Source organism: Pseudoalteromonas sp. NCCP-2140 (genome assembly GCF_023708065.1).
GTDB lineage: Bacteria > Pseudomonadota > Gammaproteobacteria > Enterobacterales > Alteromonadaceae > Pseudoalteromonas.
Genome location: NZ_BRCZ01000015.1, coordinates 15518 through 36203, shown reverse-complemented (window position 1 = coordinate 36203; position 20686 = coordinate 15518). Strand labels below are relative to the sequence as shown.

Genomic DNA, 20686 nt, shown 5'->3' with positions numbered 1-20686 from the left:
ATAATATGAAAATAATAGCTAATTTTAGCCGCTTACTGATTGCATGTAGCATGGTATTGCTAACTGCATGTGGTGGTGGCGCTAGTAACGAAATAGATTCTGGGCAAGTTTTATTGACCTGTAGTGTCCCGCAAGTTCCCAATGAAGCGGGGACTGAGTGTGTTGATCCACCACCGATTAGTTGTCCGGCACCAACGGTACCCGATGAGAATAATGAAAGCTGCGTGGTAGGCGCTGATCCCACTTTGCCTGATCCTGTGGTTTTCCCTGCAGATGACGAAGCCATCTTATTCTATAACCGCACCAGTGATGATGCCTACGAAGGTTATCGATTACACTCATGGAATAACGATGACTGCGACGCGTACGCAGCGCCGTTTGATGCCACTGATTGGGCCAATGGGCATGAATACGATGGTATTGACCCTAACTATGGCGCGTACTGGATTGTAAAATTAAAAGAAGGTTACAACGAGTGTGCTAACTTCATCGTGCATATTGGTACCGAAGGGTCTGGCAAAGCGTTTGGTGATGTTGATTTAAAAATGCCATTGATGCAGGACGATGAAAAGTTCCAACGAATGAACTTTACTATTCATGGTGAACCATCAGTATTTGAGTATCCAATTGTTAGCTTAGGTGAGCGCCCGGTGAGTATTTCTGGTGCTTCAGCGCATTGGATTGATTTATCTACTGTGATTTACCAGCCAAGTAATGAGCTGACAAGCATCATTAAATTACACTCATCAAACAGTGCAGATTTAGCTGTCGATGAAGATACTGGTGAGTTAAATGGTCAAGTGGTTGAGCTTACATCGACATCTTTGAGCGATGAACAAATCGCTAAAGTGCCGCACCTTGCTGGATGGAATGCATACCAAGGTAACTGGGATGCAGCCGCTGCAAAAGAGCTTATTAAACAACAACTGGTTGTGGCAGGCTATGATGCTGATGGCAAGCTAACAGAAGCCACTTATGTGCAAGCCGCTAAAGCCCTCGATGACTTATACACCAGTGGCGAAAGTGATGCTAATGAAGCACAACTAGGTGTGCATTACGCCAATAATGGCATTGATGTGTCGGTATGGGCTCCAACGGCAAGCAATATGAAATTAGCGCTGTATGATGCTAATAAAACAGAGCTTGAACAACTTGCTATGACCTTTGATAGCGCAACGGGTATTTGGTCTAGCAATGTCGATATCAGTCACGATCGCCATTACTACCGCTTTATGTTTGATGTTTATCATCCAACGACTAAGCAAATTGAAAGCTTATGGAGCACAGATCCTTATTCATTAAACGTTTCAACCAATGGTCTATACAGCCAACTAATTAACCTTGATGATGAAGATACTAAACCGACTGGCTGGGATGAGCGTATGGTGCCAACGATTGATTACCCTGAGCAGGCGGTAATTTATGAAGGCCATGTGCGTGATTTTAGTGTACGTGATGAAACAGTCAGTGAAGCAAACCGTGGTAAGTATTTAGCGTTTACTGAGCTTGATAGCGCACCAATGCAACATCTTAAAAAGTTAGCAGATAATGGCTTAACACATTTCCATTTACTGCCACTGACTGATATTGGCACCATTGATGAAGATGCCAGTCAGCGTGTTGATATTACTGCAACCTTAGGTGATTTATGTAGCCGCATTGACGATGATGCCGATGCATGTAAAACCGAAGATAAGAGTGCATTGATAGTTGATTTAATGGCGTCATATCTACCAGGCTCTGATGATGCTCAAGCACTTGCTAATGCAATGCGTGGTGTTGATAGCTTTAACTGGGGTTATGATCCGCATCATTTTATTGCGCCTGAAGGCTCTTACGCTTCATCGCCTGAAGGTATTGCACGAGTCAAAGAAACGCGTGCGATGATCCAGTCTTTACAAGAAATTGGTTTACGTGTCGTGCTTGATGTTGTTTACAACCACACGACCTCATCAGGTGTTTGGGATAAATCAGTCTTCGATAAACTGGTACCAGGTTATTACCACAGATATAACGAAACATCCGGCGATATTGAGCGCTCAACCTGTTGTGAAAATACCGCGACTGAGCATGTCATGATGGATAAGTTTGTTGCTGATTCTATGGTGATCCTAGCTCGTGACTTTGGTTACGATAGCTTCCGCTTTGATGTGATGGGGCATATGCCAAAAGCGTCAATTATGACCGCGCTTAGTGCAGTACAAGCGGTTGACCCTGATACCTACTTTTACGGTGAAGGGTGGAACTTTGGTGAAGTCGCTGATAACCGTTTATTTGTGCAAGCTAAACAAATGGATATGGCAGGTACTGAAGTAGGTACCTTTAATGACCGTATCCGTGAAGCAATTCGTGGTGGTGCGTTCTTTAGTAATAATGTCACAGATGGCAATTTATCTGAGCAAGATACGTTGCGTTTATCACTGGCAGGTAACTTACAAAACTACATTCTTAAAGACTTTAAAGGTAATTCAGCAAAAGGCAGTAGCTTTAGTTGGAGTGGTCAGCCTGCGGCTTATGCACTCGATCCGGCTGACAGCATTAACTATGTCTCTAAGCATGATAACGAAACATTGTGGGATCAGCTGCAATATAAACATGGCACTAACTTAAGTATTGAAGAGCGTGTGCGTGTTCACAATATGGCTTTAGCTATGCCGCTGATGAGCCAAGGTATTCCATTTATGCAAATGGGTGCTGATCTGCTGCGTTCTAAATCAATGGATCGTAACAGCTATGATTCTGGTGATTGGTTCAACTTTGTTGATTTCAGTAAAGAAACCAATAACTGGAATGTAGGCCTACCTCCTGCGCAAGATAACCAAGCGAAGTGGGGCGAAATTGCACCTATTTCGGCAAATACGAATGCGCAAGCGATGGCTAGCGACATTGAATACGCAAGTAATGTATTTACTGAGTTCTTAGCAATTCGTAGTGCCAGCCCATTATTTAGTTTAACCACAGAGCAAGACATCTTAGACCGCGTTGGCTTCCACAATATTGGTAAGCGTCAACAGCAAGGCTTAGTCGTGATGAGTATCGATGATGGTGTTGGTTTGACTGATCTAGATAGCCAATACGATGCCATTGTGGTGGTGATGAACGGCACTGAGCAAAGCTTATCGCATACGGTATCAACGGCTGCGGGTTTTGAGCTTCACCCTGTTTTAAAAGCGAGTGTTGACTCAAGTATGTCCGCAGCAAGCTTTATGGCTGGTGAAGGCGAAGGTACCTTTAATGTTCCGCCATATACTGTTGCTGTGTTTGTGAAACCACAAGGTGATGCACAAGGTGAAGGCTTAAGTGCCGATGCGACTGTGGGTGCGCCAGATATTGTGCCATTTGGTAGCACAACAGTTTATGTTCGTGGCTCGTTAAATGACTGGGGTACGACAAATAGCTTTGAATATGTAGGTAATGGCGAGTACAAAATTGCGATTCCTCTAACAGCAGGTAGCTATGAATTTAAAGTGGCTTCTGAAGATTGGTCTACCGTTGATTTTGGTGCGCTTTCTGCCGATGTTGCTGAAGTGATCGAAGGTGAAGATGAGCCGCTGACACGCAGTGGTGCCAATATGATCTTTACGGCGGCAATGGATGCTGTTTATGTGTTCTCATTCGATGCCACAGACACCGAAAACCCAGTACTTAAGATCTATAATGAAGAGCCATTTGTTGGTACGCCAATTTATGTACGCGGTAGCTTAAACGATTGGGGTACCAGTGATGAGTTGATGTATCAAGGTAAAGGTGTTTATACCTTCACTAAACAGTTAACTGCGGGTAGCTATGAGTTAAAAGTGGCCTCTGAAGATTGGAATACAGTGGATTATGGCTCAGGTGAAAGTATTGCAGCGGTTACAGTGGGTACTGAAAAACTACTCGCAGTAAAAGGCGCAAATATGACAATGGATATTGCAAGCGATGGTCAATATCAGTTTGTGTTTGATGCCAGTAACCTTGAAGAACCACTTATGACTGTATTCAATGCAGAAATGTTTGGCGAAACTCAAGTGTACTTACGTGGTAGCGTAAATGATTGGAGCACAGATAATCCACTGATTTATGCTGGTGATGCGATGTACAGTACCACCATGACATTAGAAGCTGGTGACTATGAGTTCAAAGTCGCTTCTGAAGACTGGAATACGGTGGATTACGGTGGCAGTGGTGATGCCCCTGTTGCTGTGCTTGGCGAAGCGGCTTTACTAGAAGCCGTTGGCGCCAATATCGCTCTGAGTATTGCAGCTGCTGGCGATTATCGTTTTATAGTGCAAGGACCTGATCTGAGTAAACTAACAGTGACGGTTGAAGCAGTGGAATAGCTTTCCCTGCAGTACCCTTAAGCCGGGCTTTGCTCGGCTTTTTTTGTATTTAATGAAAAGTTTGTATACTGTCATAACTCTCTATCAAGGAGCTTATGATGACAGAAACCAGTTTAACGAGTGCTAGCTTTGATCCAAAAGTAAAACAATATTGGTTATTACTGGGTATTTTTACCTGTGTGATTAGTATGGTAGGGATCCCTTTCATTCCGATAGTTGCGTTAATAATCTGGCTGGTGGCAGGGCGTATTTTAGCGGCGATGTCAGCCACATTGTTAACGCGTAAGTTAGTGGTAAAACGTGGTGTCTTCTTTAAAGAAGAAAAATCGATCCCACTTGAAAAAATAACCGATGTAGCACTAAGCCAAGGTCCTTTAATGCGTCAATTTGGTCTTTATAGACTGAGCTTTGAAACGGCAGGTCAATCAGGACAAGGTGCATTGGTATCATTGCTCGGAGTGGTTGATGCTGAGAAGTTTCGCGAAGCAATCTTGAAACAAAAAGATGAAATGACTCAAAGCAGCAGTGCTAAGGTTGAACATCAACCTGAAGATACTCAGTTAGAACTGCTGCGCTCACTTACCTACAGCGTAAAAAACATTGAGCAAATGTTAGTTACGCTATTAGATGAAAAACGTTAAGCCATTTGTAAAGTAGGGCTACCAGCTTGTACGCTGAGCGCTTTTTGACGCTCGTTAAGCAGTGTGTAATCGGCTGTTTTAACGCTACTTACATAATGCCACTGGGCAAGCGCTTGCTGTTGAGTAAAGGTGACCGTTAAGTAGCCTCGTTCAACTAAGTTGTTGTATGCTAAGTCGTTAATCAGTAATGCAATAACTTGCTCAATTTGTGCGACAGCCTCACTCGATTGCGTATTTAACGCTAAGTAGTTTTCAAGGCCCGGAGAAGAAACTGACGATGTGGCAAATTCAACACCAGCTGCAGCTTTAGCTGAAACAGGGTTGCTTGCATCAGTGACTAATTGTCCTGCCCAGCTGTTATGCGTATCACCCGCTAAAACCACCAAGTTCTTTTGCGCTGCAATTGCAGTCCCAAGTATTACTTCTCGTTCATAAGCATAGCCATCCCATGCATCAAGATTATAAGGCGCTGTTGTTTCTACGCGTGCTCGCTGCTCACTAGTAACCGTTGGATCGCCAGCTAATATACGTCCTTTAATTTGCGCAAGCTCACTAAATAGCGTGTTTGCTTGAGCAAGTAATGCAGATGGGTCAGCACCGCTAGCTTGAGTTACTTGAATATTCATAAGTAACTGCAAAATCTCAAATGGCAAATGCATTTTGGTCATCAGCACTTGTTGCCCAAGTACTTGCCATTGTGTTGTTGCTGTCGTTAAACCATCAGTCAGCCATGTAAGTTGCTCGTTACCTAATAGAGCACGAGTAGGAGAGCTAATTGCTGCAACAAAGTCAGTTTGTCCTTGGCTGCTGGTTAAGTCGAAATCCGCATAATTAACTTGCTCGTCGCGCGCTAAAACACGGGTATCGAGCATGTGTAATGAAACTAAATTACCAAACTCAAAGCGTCGATAAATACGTTCTTTATCGGCAACATTACGGATAGGCATCCATTCAAAGTAGGCTTGTAGCGCATGCATTTTGCGCTCGCTAAATTCACCTTCGCCGTCGTTGTGATTTTCAGCGCCACTATGCCATGTATCATTAGTTATTTCATGGTCGTCCCAAACAGTAATAAATGCACAATGACTATGGGCAGCTTGCAAGTTATCGTCTTTACGATAATGGGCGTAACGTTTGCGATAATCCGCTAAAGAAATGATTTCATCGCTATTGTCATCAGGTAATAAACGGCCAAGTTCGGCGGCATCTTCAGTGGCATAACCTGTATTACCGTATTCATAGATGTAGTCACCTAAGTGCAGTACTGCATCTAAATCGGTTTGTTTTGCGATTTCACCATACACATGGAAGTAGCCTGCAGGATAGTTAGCGCAAGAGACAACGGCAAATTTTACTTGTTCTATGTTGTCGGTTGGAAGTGTTTTACCTGCTCCAGTGGGTGAGGTTTTACCATTACTTATGAAGCGGTAGTAATAGGTGGTGTTGGCATCGAGACCTTGCAGATCAACTTTTAAGGTGAAGTCAGTTGCATCGCTTACCTGTGTTTCGCCATCATGGCTAATGGTTGTAAAGTTAGCATCTGTTGAGGCTTGCCAAACTACGTTAACACTCGTGACGTTTTCAAGAGGTGTTATGCGAGTCCAAATAATGAGACTGTCGGCGAGCGGGTCGCCACTGGCAACACCGTGATCAAAGCTAACAGGGATTTGCTTTGTAGTTTCGTCATCATCGTCATTAAGACTACAGCCCGTTAAACCAAAAGATAAAACGGCGGCTCCAAAACCAGCCGCCGATGCTTTTAAAAAGCGTCTGCGCGTAAAAGTCATTGCTCTGTACCTATAAGTAGAAAAGTACGAGCTTATCCGACCAGTGTTACTGTTCTATGAAGTTAAAACACCTGACAAATTTGTTCAGCATTACAGGTGATTACAGTGACATTTTCGTAGCCAACACGAGTCAGAGCTTCGTTAATCGCTAATTAGATAGTATTTACTTAAAGTGAGCCTGAGAGGAGTATTTCTAAACAAGCTCAATTTGAGAAATTACCAATCAGCATGAAACCCTAGCTGTAGCAATTTTTTTGCCCGTGGCATCATAGTAATGCTTATCACAAAGTTGATTCTCCCAGCCGTCACCACTTCCGCCCCCACCAAAAATAGGAGTGCTACCATTTGAACCTCCTGATGAATCACCCCCTCCAAAACCACCAGAACCACCAGAACCACCAGAACCACCAGAACCACCAGAACCACCAGAACCACCAGCAGGAACAGAGTTCGACACTAAGCGGCCATCAAGAGCAGACTCTAAACAAGGGCTTATATTTACTGAGCCAGCGTTTTTCAGTGAGCTTAATGACTTACCCTCTAATATTGTTCGTGTTTGGTTTATACTAACGTCAATAGCTTCATCAGTCTTATTCCAACGAATGTTAAACAAAACATTGTACTTTGCAGAGGAAGGTGCTCTTAAATCTACCTTGCTTGTAAAGTTCTTGGCTACTTTTTTCCAGCTGCCTTGATAAGAAAAGCCAGCTACAAATATTGAAAACCCTAACGAATCCATCTGGTCAGTTTCAAAGAATGAACCTGGGTTGTCCCCGAAATCGGCATAAGCTTTTGCTGTCAGTTTTGTAGATAGATTTGTGGCTGTATCAGCCCCCCAAATTGCATCTACTGCAGATTTTACGTAGCTTGGGCAATTTTCTTCACTACTAGCTGTATTAGAGTACGACTTGGTATCGTTGTAGGAATGTGCATTAAAGTAGGTCTGGCTTGAAACAGGTTGTTGCTTAATTTCTTGCTGTGCTTCAAGAATGAACTTTGAGAAGCTTTTCTCTGCCAACTTTATTTTATTTATCGCAATTAAATCGTTTGAAGAAAGGGAGGTATCTGAGGTATAAGTTTCGAGGTAATAAGCGGGTGAGCCTTGATTATAGTATCCAACCAAAAAAGCGAAGTGATTATTGCTAGATGTGTCAGCAATGATTATTTTTTTTTCATCAGCGAAACAGGCTTGGTTTTCAATAGTCATAATTTGATTGGGGTTAGCGGCTTCGCAACGCATTACAGGTATTTCTTGATTGGCATAGTATTTTGCTTCACTATATGAGCAGTTTTCACACATGTGAAGAACAATTTCATTTTCTTCTGCGTTAAGTGTAAAGCTTAATGTAGTAAAGAATATTGATGTTAAGAAAATAAAAACCTTCATAACAACTCCTTTTGTTAATTGAATGTTTGGATTTTTGGTGCAACACTTTTGCACAAATAATAAGCTAGCATAACTCAAGTTCTTAGTTCAACCCTAACTTTAACGTATTGTAAATAAAGTGAATGTCATTAGCTTTTTAAAGTGCAAGCCACAAATTAAAAGCTGTAAGCTAATTACTACCTTTAAAACACCTGACAAATTTGTTCGGCATTACAGGTGATTACAGTGACATTTTCGTAGCCAACACGAGTCAGTGCTTCGGCACTGAGTGTGGCGCGGGCACTACTTGCACAGTGTAAGTAAATGGGTCTTGCAGGATCTTTTTCAATTTCCATTAATTTCATTTCAAGTACACCACGTGGGATATTAATTGCACCAGTTGCTGCTTTAGTTGCGTGCTCAGCAGGTTCTCGTACGTCTATTAATAAACCGTGGTTTTCGCTTAATTCTTGTTTTGCTTGGTCAGCGCTAATACGGCGCTGGTTTGGGGCAATAATTTTCATTAAGTCAGGAATTGGGGTCAGCATACTAATCCTCCATGCCAAGTTTGCGTAAAATGGTGATCATTGGGCACCACTTAGTGAATGCCGATTGAATTAAGTTTAGAGCAATAAATACCGTAAACCAAATCCACAGCGGACTGTGAAACTGTTGTAGCAACAATGAAATACAGATCATTACACCAGCAATTAAGCGAAGCGCGTCATTTAGTTTCATAATAAGACCTCGATAACAGAGTGATGTATTTAATATATTAGATAATACTACATTAGTAAATTCTAATATTAGACTTTTCTAATATATCAATCTATACTTTAGCGGTATTTTAAGAATATAGAGTAGTGTGATTATGAACATCGATTTTGCGGCTATGGCCGACAATGTGGAACAAGCAGAGCAAATGCTAAAGATATTGGCGAATAAAAATCGTTTGATGATCTTATGTTCGCTGCAAGATGGTGAAATGAGCGTGAGCGAATTAAACGAAGCTGTGCCATTGGCGCAGTCAGCATTATCGCAACACTTAGCGGCGCTGAGAAAAGTTCAGATAGTTGCGACTCGACGTGAAAGCCAAACTATCTATTATCGCGTGGTCGATAAAAGTGTTATGGCAATCCTTGAAACCCTTCATGGTTTATTTTGCAAAAGGTAGTTAAGCAATGAATGCTATCGATAATGCAGTAAAAAACAGCTTGAGCGGCCGCCTCCCCGTCATTATTTTTATTATGTCGGTGCTGCTTGGTTTAATGGCATTAAAGCAAACCCCTCGTGAAGAAGAGCCGCAAATTGTGGTTCCTATGCTTGATATATATGTGGCAGCGCCAAACGTCGAAGCGCCAGAAGTAGCAAGGCTAGTAACTGAACCATTGGAGAAGTTATTAGCGCAATTGACGGGCGTTGAGCATATTTACTCGACTACACAAAGTAATGCTGCTGTTGTCACTCTTCGCTTTGAAGTTGGTCACGACCGTGAGCAAGCCATTCTCGACACTTACGCTAAACTCTATAGCTATCAACACACGATGGCGTCAGTGATCAGCTCATGGCAAATACGTCCGGTTGAAGTGAACGATGTACCCATTGTGATGCTGGGCTTATTTAGTAAAGATCCAAAACTTTACGATGACTATCAACTAACCCGCTTTGCTAACGAAATCGCTAACAGTTTACAGCGCATCGAAAATACCAGCGAAGTGAAAGTGATTGCAGGTAGAACTCGTCAATTAACGATTAACCTTGATGCAAGTGCCCTTGCTGCACATCAAACAACCCTTACTGATGTGTATTATGCGCTTAGCGTATCTAACCAATTAGTGAATGTGGGCAGCGTTGTTGAGGGTAAGCAGCAAATCGCCTTACAAGTGGGTGATGTTTTACGCTCTCAATCTGCGATTGAACGGCTTGTTGTCAATGTGGTTAATGGTAAGAGTGTTTACCTAAGTGATGTCGCCGAGGTGAGTGATGGGCCAAGCGAAGCACAAAGTTATCAATGGTTGGCTAAATCAGATAATCAGCAACAACTTCCTTTAGTCACAATTAGTGTCGCTAAACAAGCAGGTACCAATGCGGTAGCTGTAGCCAATGAAGTGCACAGCATGATGGATAGCTTATCGGCTAATCTACTACCAGATGAACTGGGCTACACCGTACTGCGTGACTATGGCCAAACCGCGAATGAAAAAGTAAATAACCTTACATCGAGCTTAGTGTTTGCGGTATTTACCGTGGTTATTTTTGTTGGCGTATTTTTAGGTTGGCGACCAGCGATTGTTGTGGGGCTAGCGGTACCTATTTGCTACGGCATCACCCTGACACTTGATTTTGCCTTTGGCTATACGATTAACCGAGTCACGCTGTTTGCATTAATACTTTCTTTAGGTCTATTGGTTGATGATCCCATTACTGGGATAGACAACATAAGTCGCTTTTTAACAAAAAAAGGCGATAAAAAACAACGCATAGTTGATGCCATGAGCGAAATTCGTGTGGCGCTGTTTATGTCTACATTGACCATTATGGTGGCATTTATCCCACTTGCGTTTATCACCGGCATGATGGGGCCGTATATGGCACCGATGGCATTCAATGTGCCGGTCAGTGTGATGGTTTCAACCATAGTGGCATTTTTTGTTACGCCATGGTTAGCCATGAAATTACTTAAAGCGCCAGTCGATGACAGCATGCAACTAGAAGCTAATCCCCATAGCTTATATGAGCGCATATTGTCACCATTACTTGAGTCTAAAGGCCGCGCCAAACTCGTTCTATGGACCACATTAGCTTTGTTTGTCGCCAGTGCCATGCTACCCGTAATGCGTGCAGTACCTCTAAAGCTATTACCGTTTGATAATAAAAACGAGTTGCAAGTTTTAATTGATATGCCAGAAGGCACAAGCCTTGAGCAAACCGCCGCTTTCACTCGACAAGTACAAACCATCACTTGGCAATTAAATGAAGTAAGCGAGGCGGCAGCCTACGTTGGTCAACCATCAAGCATGGACTTTAATGGCATGGTGCGTGGCTATTATCGACGTGAAGCTGCTAATTTAGCTGAGCTCAGAGTATTACTGCTCGATAAAACTGAGCGTGATCATCAATCTCATGGCGTGGTCATGCGCTTGCGAGCGGCATTAGCGCCACTGGCAACCGATGGCATTGTAATTAAAGTGGTTGAAGTGCCACCAGGTCCGCCGGTTTTAAGTACCTTAGTGGCCGAAGTTTACAGTGAGCCATTTGTTGATACAGGCACTCACTATCAAGCAGCCCTTGCCGTTGCAGCAAGGTTAAAACAAGAGCCGCATGTGGTTGAGGTTGATACTAGTATTGCTGCCAATGCGCCGTTACAACGTTTTGTTACTGATAAAAGTAAAGCATCATTGTCGGCGGTGTCTACGCAAGATATTGCCCAGACCTTAGCCATTGCCTCGCATGGGCAAAATGTTGGGGTGTTATATGTTAGCGGCGAAACAGATCCTGTCGATATTAAACTGCAACTACCATATCAAGACCGTAACCAATTTGCTCAATTGCTGGCATTACAAGTGCGTGGCGATAGGGAGCTTGCAAAAACTAGTGACGAATTTGGGCTGCAAAGTGCACCGCGTCCGCTGGTGGCGCTATCTGAGTTAGGTGAATTTCAGCATCAAGAGGTTGCCAAGCCAATTATGCGTAAAGATCAGCGTAATGTTGTATATGTTATGGCTGAGCTAAATGGCCGTACACCCGCTGAAATTATTGCTGACGTTAATGCCGACTTAGGCATCAGCGCTGACGAATTTAGCCAAACAGATTGGCAAAGTAGGCACTTTTTCAATAATGGTGGTGGCCAAGCTTGGCAATTACCTGCTGGCACTGACGTGACCTTTAGTGGTGAAGGTGAATGGCGAATTACCATTGATGTATTCAGAGATATGGGTATTGCGTTTGCGTTTGCGCTCACTGCAATTTTCATCATCTTACGCATTCAAACAAACTCTGCGAGTTTGTCACTGATCATCATGTCGGCTATTCCATTAACCGTAATAGGGATCATGCCGGGCTTTTGGCTATTAAATCAATTTGGAGAGCGCACTATTGCTGGTGCTCCAGAGCCGGTGCTATTCACCGCAACAGCCATGATCGGCATGATTGCACTTGCCGGTATTGTGGTTCGTAACTCACTTATTTTAGTTGAGTTTATTAATCAAGCTCGTGACCAAGGTATGGCAATTAAGCAAGCTTTAATCGCCGCAGGTACGGTGCGTATGCGCCCTGTGTTACTCACAGCGGGAACCACCTTATTAGGTAACTTGGTGATCACCCTAGATCCGGTATTTAGCGGTCTAGCGATCGCAATTATTTTTGGTATTGTGGCATCAACATTGTTCTCATTATTTGTTGTGCCGCTGGTTTATTATTTAGTGTTTGCAAAGGATGCAGCCAAAGAGGAACAAGCTCATGCAGGGTAAATCAAAACTTATTGGTTCAATTGTCGCGTTATCAGTGATTATTGTGGCGGTACTTTACATGGCGGGCAGTTTTTCTGATAAGCAAGCTGCAGGCATGAAAAACCCATCAGCAAATGATTACACTGGTCAGTTAGTGACAGTGACACTGGCAAATATTGCTCGTGATGAAGTTGTACCGGGCACCGTGATTGCAAAACAAAATACGCAAATCTCTTCTCGTGTAATGGCACAAGTTGAGCGTTTAAATGTACGCGCTGGCGATACTGTAAAACAAGGTGAAGTGCTAATTACCTTGCAGCAAGATGACTTTAAAGCTGGGCTTGCTCAAAGCGAAGCACAAATAAATGCTATTAATGCCTCGCTGACTCAAGCCGAGAAACAACTAAAGCGTATTAACGATTTATACAAGCAAGGCTTGGTATCTGTTAGCGAATACGACGATGCAAAAGCAAGGTTCGATAACTTAACAGCGAACCTAGCGATTGCTAAGCAGCAGCAAACACAAGCGCAAGTTGCACTGAGTTTTACGCAAATTAAAGCGCCGATTTCAGGTGTCGTGGTTGAGCGTTTTGCAGAGCCTGGCGATACCGCAACTCCTGGCACGCCATTACTCGCACTGTATAACCCACAACAATTGCAATTAGCATTTAATGTCAGAGAACAACAAGCAATTAAGCTGAATGTTGGTCAAACTCTAACGGTTAAACTACCTGCTTTATCTACGTCAATGCCTGCCACAGTGACAGAAATTGTGCCTGTTGCTGATAGTGCTGCGCGTAGTATGGAAATCCGTTTAGAAACAGATGCGCAAACTGGGTTAATGCCTGGGCTTTATGCGCAATTACAATTACCGCTCGCTACTGAAAAAGGAGTGTTGATTGAGTCAAGTTGGGTGCACCAATATGGCCAATTGAGTATGGTCTATTTACTTGAAAATAATCAGATAGTGCGCCGCTATGTGCGCCTCGGCGAAATGCTCGATGGCAAGCAGCACATCGTTTCAGGTTTAAACCCAGGTGATGTGCTGGCTGTTGATTATTAATTTTCCAAGTTTTGATTTAGCATGGGGCTTTAACGGAAGCTATCTTTTCGCCTTGGGTGTCATAATAATGTTTTTCACAATACTGATTCTCCCAGCCGCCAGAGCCCCCACCAAAAATTGGTGTACTACCGCCGCCATCTATAGGTGTTTTAGGTGAGTGAGATAGGTGTTGATCTAGTGCCTCTTCAAGGCAAGTAGAAATGCTTTTCACACCCTGTTTACTTAGTTGAGAGAGCGTATACCCTTCGAATTTAGTAAACAATGGATTTAATTCGACATCTAACCCTCTAAATTCTTTTATCCATTTTATATTAAATACCACTTTATAATCTGTGCTTGCTGGTACATCAGAGTTGTTAGATAAATCAACTGTAGAATTGAATGTACGCGATACTTTTTTCCAACTACCTTGATAAGAAAATCCTGCAGCGAATAGTGAAAAGCCAAGTGAATCCATTTCATCGGTTAAGAAAAAAGATTCAGGATTATTAAAATCGTTGTGAGCTTTTTCATTTAGCTTTGTTTGTAAATCTGAAGCTGTTCTTCCTCCATATGCTGCATTAACTGCGCTTTTTATGTATGAAGGGCATGTTTCAGAATTAGCTTCGTTGATTGACATAAAGCTATTCATGTTGCCGGATGAGCTTCGTACAGGTTGTTGTTTAATTTGCGCTTTAGCTTCTTCTATAAAAGTGGAAAAATTTTTATCTGTGATTTTGACCTTGTTTATAACTGATAAGTCATTACTTGTTGGTGAGGCGTTATGAATATAATTTTCCAGATTAAAAGCTGGTAAGCCTTGGTTGTGATAACCAATTAAAAAAACAAAATGGTTATCGCTTTTTGTATCAGCAATTATTACTTTTTTTTCGTCGGCATAACAAGCTTCATTTCCAAAAGTCATTTCTTGATTGGGATTAGATGACTCACAACGCATATGTGGTGATTCTTGATTTGCATAGTACTTTGCTTCGCTATAACTACAGCTTTCACACAAATGTAGAGTAATATCTTTTTCTACAGCAGCACATACAGAAGTGCTTGCCAGTGTAAAAAATAAAGCATAAAAATAGATTCGTTTCATCGTAGCTCCTTGCTTTGATTTAATACTTTGCTGTATATGTTGCTAACATTTGGTTATCAATATTTAAACATTAAGTTTTTTTAGTTACATGTCAATCAAATAAAGGTCGCTATTTCGTCTAGCGACTTTTTCACTAAGGCATGCTCAGGGATGGTTGCATCTGTGCCTGGGTAGCCTGCAATAAGTAGCATATAAGGGCGCTCATTATCTTTATCACGGCCACAAATTTCGGTTAAAAAACTCATTGGTTTTGGTGTATGCGTAAGGGTTGCAAGGCCAGCTCTGTGTAGTGCTTGAATTAAAAAGCCGGTTGCTAGGCCAACAGATTCATGAACATAGTAATTGGTATTTTTGTCATCGGCAGAAATACCGCCTTTCTTTTGACTAAACACGGCAATTAGCCAAGGTGCATGTTCAAGGTAGGGCTTACTGGCATCGGTGCCAAGTGGTTTTAAGGCATCTAACCATTCTTCACCTGCGCGACCTTCATAAAATGAGCGCTCTAGTTTTTCAGCGGCTTCTCGAATTTGTTTTTTCACATCGCTGCTGTGTATTGCTACAAAGTGCCAAGGTTGATGATTGGCACCGCTCGGTGCAGTGCCAGCCGCTCTAATACAGGTTTCGATTATTTCTTTTGGCACTGGGCGGTCGCTAAAGCTGCGAATACTGTGGCGACGCTGACTCACGGCTAAAAACTCTTCGGCGCGTTTTAGCATCTCGTCATGAGGATACTCAATAAAGTCATTGAGTGGCTGATTTTTGTGTTCTTGCATGGCTTTTCGCTTCTTGTGTGTTGATGATTTTAATTATGAATATGTTGGTTTCGGCGGTACTCTTTTAATTCATTGCTTAACCAATCTTTTGCATCGAGTAACGACCCATTGCTGAGTCTTACTTTATAGGGCTTACCGCTCCATGAGCTTTTACTCGCCAGATTCTCGATAAACTTTTCGGCAGTTTTGGCATAGCGGGTTGCTTTTCGATACTTCATTGCAAGGTGTTCGGCAGCATCTTGGCTTGAGTGCTCGGTGCCGTTGCGAATAAATACCGCATCGCTTTTAGCAACAAAATCAATGAGGTGATTTATCTCTTGTTCTGGGGTGGCTGCATCACTGAATTGGCTAATGCTCAATAATATTAACGCGATAAACCAATATCTTCTCATACATAATCTCATAGCGTTTGATGCTCTATCGTCAAGGTTGCAATTATTGGGTTATGATCTGAGCTTGCAAGCTCAGGCACAACGGTTGTTTCTATTTTGACACCTCGCACCCACACTTGGTCAAGTGCTAATCCAAATGCTTTGGTACGTTTATCATCTAAATAGATAGCTTCGTGCAAACCTAGCTGAGTCAATGTTTGCTGTAATAACGCTTGGCGCTCATCACTCCAAGTATTGAGATCACCGGCAAATACAATAGGGCCCTTATGCGTTTGCATAATAGCGGCGGCATCGTCTAGCTGTTGTTTAAAGTCACTAACGCCAAAAGTAAAGTTAATGGCATGCAGGTTAATACTCAGTAATAACTGCTGATCTGGCAGCGCATACTCCACAATATTGGTGGCTTTTGGGCTACGTAGCCAAGGCTCTTTATGAGTGAGTGTACAATGCACAGTAGCTGGCCAGCGGCTGAGTGTCATAACCCCAGATTGCACGCTGCCACTCTTATACCCTTTAGCAAAGCGCCAATAGGGTTTTAGCTTTGTAAGCGAAGGTTCTTCGATAGCTTCTTGTAGTAACACAATATCAGCATCGGCATTTAGCTTTTGCAAATCTGTGAGTAAGCCATCTATTTGTGCTTTGTAGATATTCCAACTCAATAACTTGAACTGATAGGGCAAAATATAATGTTCAGCATAAGTTTGCATGCGGCTTTGCGCTAATTGCTGTTGGCAATTAGCAAGGTTCACAGCGGTTTTGGTTATACCTTGTTGCTCATCAGAGCTAGGATCGCTTGAAAAGCTATACCAAGACAGCACACTCAAACACACAAGTAATAAAAATATACGCAGATATGCCGTCATAATGACCTTTAGTTACTTTTCTCAAGAGTTAGTCGTCGATAGCCCCAGTTTAGTTCAAAGGCTAAATGTTAGAAACTGTAGTATTTCCTACAATTTCTATACGCTTTCTTACCCAAAATGAGTACTCATATTCTTATACTTACTGAGCTTAACAACTCAGACAAAGGAACTACTCATGAAACAAATGGCCTGTATGCTGCTTTCCTTATCGGTGACAGCGTGTTCATCAGTCACCATAGTGCCAGAAAAAACAACCAATAAATTAGCCACTAAAGCTGATTACCAAGATAGCCGCCCATTCTTTTTGTGGGGCCTTGTTGGTGAAGAGCGCGTTGATGTAAAGGCTATTTGCCAAGATAAAAAAGTTGCCCAAATGCAATCGCAACAAACATTCGCTGATGGCGCATTAGGACTCGTTACACTCGGAATTTATGCTCCTCACACAGTAAAAGTATGGTGTGAGCAACAAGCACAGGAGCAACAATTATGAAAAGCCTACTAGTAACAACTGTGTTAGTAGCAACCTTAAGTGGTTGCACAAATATCTACTTTGATAATGGCAGTGCTGCACAAGCCAATAAAGCGCCTGCAACAGAGCAATGGCATCATAACTTTGCCGCAGCGCTTTACGAAGGTTCAAAGCCTGTCGACTTATCTGAGGAGTGTCCTGATTCCGAATGGCAAACCGTTCACACTTATAAGTCGTTCACCAATGGCTTAGCTGAAGTTGCAGTAAACCAAGTTGGGCCTATTTGGTACCCGAAAACAGTTGAAATAAGCTGCGCTCAAGTACCTTATAAGCCAGACTAGTTATTCATAACGCAGCGCATCAATTGGGTTTAAGCGTGCCGCTTTAATAGCGGGCGCTAAGCCAAACACAATACCAATCAATGAAGTAAAGCCAAATGACAGCATAATCGCCCAACCCGGTATGTAGGCATCTGGCATGCTCGGCACTGATAACGAAATCAGTGCCGCAGCACCATAACCAATCGCTAAACCAATTAAGCCTCCAAAAAGTGATAGCACCACCGCTTCAACTAAAAATTGCAGCATAATAAAGCCAGGTGTTGCCCCTAATGCTTTCAAGGTGCCGATCACACGCGTACGTTCTGTTACCGAAACCAGCATGATATTCATCACTCCGATACCACCAACTACCAGGCTGATACCCACTATCCCCGCGGTAATTGCGGTAGCACTTCCGGTAAATTTATCGATATTAGCACGGGCTTTTTCGGCGGTTTCAAATTCAAAGTCGTCATCTTCACCGTCTTTCAGTTTATGTAATTGACGTAAGATACGGCGAATTTTAGCCAGTACTTGCGCTTCGTTAGCATCGTCTTTCAAACGAAACATCATTTGTACATTGGTATCAACACTGCCGCCTTCTAGCGCACTCATGGTACTTATCGGAATATTAATGTAATCGTCTTGGTCAAAACCTAATAAACTACCTTGTTTTTCAGCAACACCAATAATGCGAAACCACTCACCACCGAGTTTGATATATTCACCTACAGGGTTTTCAGGCAGGTTAAGCTTTTCGATAATTGAAGGACCAATAAACGCCACTCGACGGCGCTTTTCATCATCTTCTGCGCGAATAAACCGCCCGAGTTCTGGGTAGGTGCGATAAGCTTTTTGGTAGTCTTGCTCGGTGCCCATTACCCGTGAAGCATGACTTTTATTGCCATACTCTGCTGCACCAGAAAAGCGCCAAGTAAACATTAGCGCAGTAAAGGTTTCGGCTTCTTTCACTCGGGCTTTTAGAGTTAAAAAGTCGCTGTAGGTTAACTTTGCTTGTTGACCTACCATTTCTTTTTCTACGCTAGTGTAAGGTTTTATATTGGTGACATCGGGAGACATATCAGCAAGCTGATCATTAATTTGCTTGGTAAACCCTTGCATCACTGCCACCACGGTCACAACCGCTGCAACACCAATAATAATGCCTAAGCAGGTAAGGGCACTGCGCATCGCATTGGCTTTAATTGCCATCAGTGCGGCTTTTGTACCTTCCATTACAGCGATAGCAGATTTAAACATGTTGTCTTGTTCCTTCGCCTTTACGGGTATCACTAACAACCTTGCCATCAACTAAGCGAATAACACGTTGGCAGTGATCAGCAATATCTTGTTCATGAGTAACCAAAATAATGGTGTGCCCTTCGTTATGAAGCTCATCAAACAGCGCCATGATTTCAGTGGTGGTTTTACTATCTAAGTTACCGGTAGGCTCATCACCAAGTAGAATGTGGGGCTTAGTAACCAGTGCGCGAGCTATAGCGACACGTTGACGTTGGCCACCAGAAAGCTGGCTCGAAAGGTGATTTACCTTATCGCCAAGACCAACCCGTTGTAATGATTCGAGCGCTTGTTGCTTTCGCTCTTTGGCAGAAATAAATCGATACACTAAAGGCTGCATAACATTTTCAAGGGCGGATGCTCGTGGTAACAAGTTAAAGCTTTGAAAAATAAAGCCAACACTTTCATTACGCTGATGAGCAAGCTCCGTTTCGGTCATGCGCTTTACTAACTTATCTTTTAAATAGTAATCACCACTGGTGGGAGTATCTAAACAGCCAAGCAAGTTCATCAGGGTTGATTTACCTGAGCCTGAAGGGCCAATGATGGCAACATACTCATTTTGCGCAATTTCAATATTAATATCATCAAGGGCTTTGAAAACTTGTTCGCCCATTTTGTATTGTTTATTGATATTACTGAGTTTGATCACCGCAGACATTAGTTAGCACCTTTTTCAGGGCTGTTTTTAACGGCTACCGTATCACCCTCTTTTAGTGAGCTAAGTGGTCTAGCTGGGCCTATAACAATACGATCTCCTTTAACAACACCGCTGGTTAGTGCTTGCTCTATATCTGAAGAAATACCTACCGTTACCGCTGTTTTAGTTACTGTATTATCTGCATTAAGCTTCCAGACAAAGTAGCTATCATCCTCTTTTTGAATAGCTTCAATAGGCAGTTTTAAGCCATTTTCGGCAATGCTTGTGGCGATTTCTGCGCGGCAGCTCATTCCGGCATAAAGCTGGCGGTCAGTGGCATCAAGCAGTACTTTGACTTTAAATGATAAGCCCTGAGAACCGGCTTGATTTTTTGCTGATGTGCCAATGTTTATTACTTTGCCAGTGAAAGGTTGATTTGGGTAAGCGGCGGCATAGATATCTGCATGTTGGTCTAATTTGATACCGGCAATATCGGTCTCATCCACTCGAAGCTCGGCTAATATTGCGCTGGGGTCTGCTACTAACATCAGGTCTGAGCCAATAATGTTAGTTGTTCCGGCAATAACAGTTTCACCTTCTTTAATATTGACCGAAGCAAGTAGGCCACTCATTGGAGCGCGAAACACGCTTTTATTTAAACGGTCTTCAGCAATCAATAACGATGCTTGGGCTTGGTTGTAAGCTTCACGTTTTGCTTCAATATCTATTTTTGCTAAATCGCGGGCATTTTGTAGGTTTTCATATACCTCTTGGCCAGCAAGGCCAACTTCATAAAGCTCTTTCTGGCGGCTTAGTTGACGCTCGATATTTTTCAATCGGGTTTCGCTATGCTTAATATCGATTTCGGTCGCGCGAAGCACGGCCTTGTTGCGTGCAACTTCAGATTCAAACGCGGTCGTATCTAGGCGCATTAAAATATCGCCCTCAGTGACACTTTCACCTTCCTCTACAAACACTTTCGCTACACGGCCTGTCACTTCTGAGCGCAGTTGCACTTGGGTGTTAAAGACTAGGTTGCCAGAGGCTAAAATTGAATCGGCAATATTGCCTTGTTCAACTTCTGCAATATGCATTTCTGGTGCATCTTTATTGCCTGTGACTTGTTTTGAAATCAGTAAAGCGACAAATGCCGTAACAGCGAGGCCAATAATAATGGCTTTTTTCATGTTACTTCCTTGGTAGTTAAGAGCGGCATATT

The 20686-nt window shown here is 42.7% G+C and carries 18 protein-coding genes and 1 pseudogene; 7 read left to right on the top strand and 12 right to left on the bottom strand.

The window, feature by feature from the left end; translation table 11 throughout:
* Positions 1 to 5: 5 nt before the first annotated feature.
* Positions 6 to 4322: an alpha-1,6-glucosidase domain-containing protein gene (locus NFU46_RS18955; RefSeq protein ID WP_251604033.1), complete on the top strand. Its 4317-nt coding sequence runs from the start codon at positions 6 to 8 to the stop codon at positions 4320 to 4322.
* A gap of 98 nt (positions 4323 to 4420) precedes the next feature.
* Positions 4421 to 4963, top strand: coding sequence for a PH domain-containing protein (locus tag NFU46_RS18950; protein WP_054562834.1), 543 nt, complete (start codon positions 4421 to 4423; stop codon positions 4961 to 4963).
* On the opposite strand, the gene NFU46_RS18945 is transcribed toward NFU46_RS18950, so the two are convergent.
* From NFU46_RS18945 to NFU46_RS18930, 5 genes and pseudogenes are all read right to left on the bottom strand, one after another.
* On the bottom strand, positions 4960 to 6750 hold the full coding sequence (locus NFU46_RS18945; RefSeq protein WP_251604030.1) for an alkaline phosphatase: 1791 nt from the start codon (positions 6748 to 6750) through the stop codon (positions 4960 to 4962). The genes NFU46_RS18950 and NFU46_RS18945 overlap by 4 nt on opposite strands.
* Positions 6751 to 6812: 62 nt before the next feature.
* Positions 6813 to 6890: pseudogene (locus NFU46_RS20505) on the bottom strand (rhodanese-like domain-containing protein); the annotation flags it as partial.
* Positions 6891 to 6973: 83 nt separating this feature from the next.
* The gene (locus tag NFU46_RS18940; RefSeq protein WP_251604027.1) at positions 6974 to 8137 is read right to left on the bottom strand and encodes a hypothetical protein; all 1164 of its coding nucleotides are present in this window, start codon (positions 8135 to 8137) and stop codon (positions 6974 to 6976) included.
* 182 nt (positions 8138 to 8319) lie between these two features.
* Positions 8320 to 8664 (bottom strand): rhodanese-like domain-containing protein, encoded by a 345-nt coding sequence (locus NFU46_RS18935; protein WP_054562833.1) that lies wholly within the window; start codon positions 8662 to 8664, stop codon positions 8320 to 8322.
* Position 8665: 1 nt separating this feature from the next.
* Positions 8666 to 8854 (bottom strand): DUF2892 domain-containing protein, encoded by a 189-nt coding sequence (locus tag NFU46_RS18930; RefSeq protein WP_054562832.1) that lies wholly within the window; start codon positions 8852 to 8854, stop codon positions 8666 to 8668.
* A 133-nt stretch (positions 8855 to 8987) separates the two neighbouring features.
* On the opposite strand from NFU46_RS18930, the gene NFU46_RS18925 reads away from it, so the two are divergent.
* The 3 genes from NFU46_RS18925 to NFU46_RS18915 are packed head-to-tail and all read left to right on the top strand — an operon-like array spanning position 8988 to position 13627.
* Positions 8988 to 9290, top strand: coding sequence for a metalloregulator ArsR/SmtB family transcription factor (locus NFU46_RS18925; RefSeq protein ID WP_062564815.1), 303 nt, complete (start codon positions 8988 to 8990; stop codon positions 9288 to 9290).
* Positions 9291 to 9297: 7 nt separating this feature from the next.
* Positions 9298 to 12585: an efflux RND transporter permease subunit gene (locus NFU46_RS18920; RefSeq protein WP_175082982.1), complete on the top strand. Its 3288-nt coding sequence runs from the start codon at positions 9298 to 9300 to the stop codon at positions 12583 to 12585.
* The gene (locus NFU46_RS18915) at positions 12575 to 13627 is read left to right on the top strand and encodes an efflux RND transporter periplasmic adaptor subunit (protein WP_251604024.1); all 1053 of its coding nucleotides are present in this window, start codon (positions 12575 to 12577) and stop codon (positions 13625 to 13627) included. Before NFU46_RS18920 ends, NFU46_RS18915 begins: the two co-directional genes overlap by 11 nt.
* Positions 13628 to 13643: 16 nt before the next feature.
* Here the strand turns inward: NFU46_RS18915 and NFU46_RS18910 are convergent, their stop codons facing one another.
* The 4 genes from NFU46_RS18910 to NFU46_RS18895 form a co-directional block, all read right to left on the bottom strand.
* Positions 13644 to 14711 carry a hypothetical protein gene (locus tag NFU46_RS18910; protein WP_251604021.1) on the bottom strand — a complete coding sequence of 356 codons (1068 nt, stop codon included), beginning with the start codon at positions 14709 to 14711 and terminating at the stop codon, positions 13644 to 13646.
* A gap of 95 nt (positions 14712 to 14806) precedes the next feature.
* The gene (locus NFU46_RS18905; RefSeq protein WP_055198623.1) at positions 14807 to 15484 is read right to left on the bottom strand and encodes a nitroreductase family protein; all 678 of its coding nucleotides are present in this window, start codon (positions 15482 to 15484) and stop codon (positions 14807 to 14809) included.
* 29 nt (positions 15485 to 15513) lie between these two features.
* The gene (locus NFU46_RS18900) at positions 15514 to 15876 is read right to left on the bottom strand and encodes a DUF5329 domain-containing protein (protein WP_251604018.1); all 363 of its coding nucleotides are present in this window, start codon (positions 15874 to 15876) and stop codon (positions 15514 to 15516) included.
* 8 nt (positions 15877 to 15884) lie between these two features.
* Complete coding sequence (locus NFU46_RS18895) at positions 15885 to 16739, bottom strand: endonuclease/exonuclease/phosphatase family protein (RefSeq protein ID WP_251604015.1); 855 nt, start codon at positions 16737 to 16739, stop codon at positions 15885 to 15887.
* Positions 16740 to 16914: 175 nt separating this feature from the next.
* On the opposite strand from NFU46_RS18895, the gene NFU46_RS18890 reads away from it, so the two are divergent.
* On the top strand, positions 16915 to 17229 hold the full coding sequence (locus tag NFU46_RS18890) for a Bor family protein (protein WP_251604012.1): 315 nt from the start codon (positions 16915 to 16917) through the stop codon (positions 17227 to 17229).
* On the top strand, positions 17226 to 17549 hold the full coding sequence (locus tag NFU46_RS18885; protein WP_054562825.1) for a Bor/Iss family lipoprotein: 324 nt from the start codon (positions 17226 to 17228) through the stop codon (positions 17547 to 17549). The genes NFU46_RS18890 and NFU46_RS18885 overlap by 4 nt, the downstream gene beginning before the upstream one ends.
* Here the strand turns inward: NFU46_RS18885 and NFU46_RS18880 are convergent, their stop codons facing one another.
* The 3 genes from NFU46_RS18880 to NFU46_RS18870 are packed head-to-tail and all read right to left on the bottom strand — an operon-like array spanning position 17550 to position 20654.
* Complete coding sequence (locus tag NFU46_RS18880) at positions 17550 to 18788, bottom strand: ABC transporter permease (RefSeq protein WP_058586180.1); 1239 nt, start codon at positions 18786 to 18788, stop codon at positions 17550 to 17552.
* Positions 18781 to 19488, bottom strand: coding sequence for an ABC transporter ATP-binding protein (locus NFU46_RS18875; protein WP_054562823.1), 708 nt, complete (start codon positions 19486 to 19488; stop codon positions 18781 to 18783). The genes NFU46_RS18880 and NFU46_RS18875 overlap by 8 nt, the downstream gene beginning before the upstream one ends.
* The gene (locus tag NFU46_RS18870; protein ID WP_251604009.1) at positions 19488 to 20654 is read right to left on the bottom strand and encodes an efflux RND transporter periplasmic adaptor subunit; all 1167 of its coding nucleotides are present in this window, start codon (positions 20652 to 20654) and stop codon (positions 19488 to 19490) included. The genes NFU46_RS18875 and NFU46_RS18870 overlap by 1 nt, the downstream gene beginning before the upstream one ends.
* Positions 20655 to 20686 lie beyond the last annotated feature (32 nt).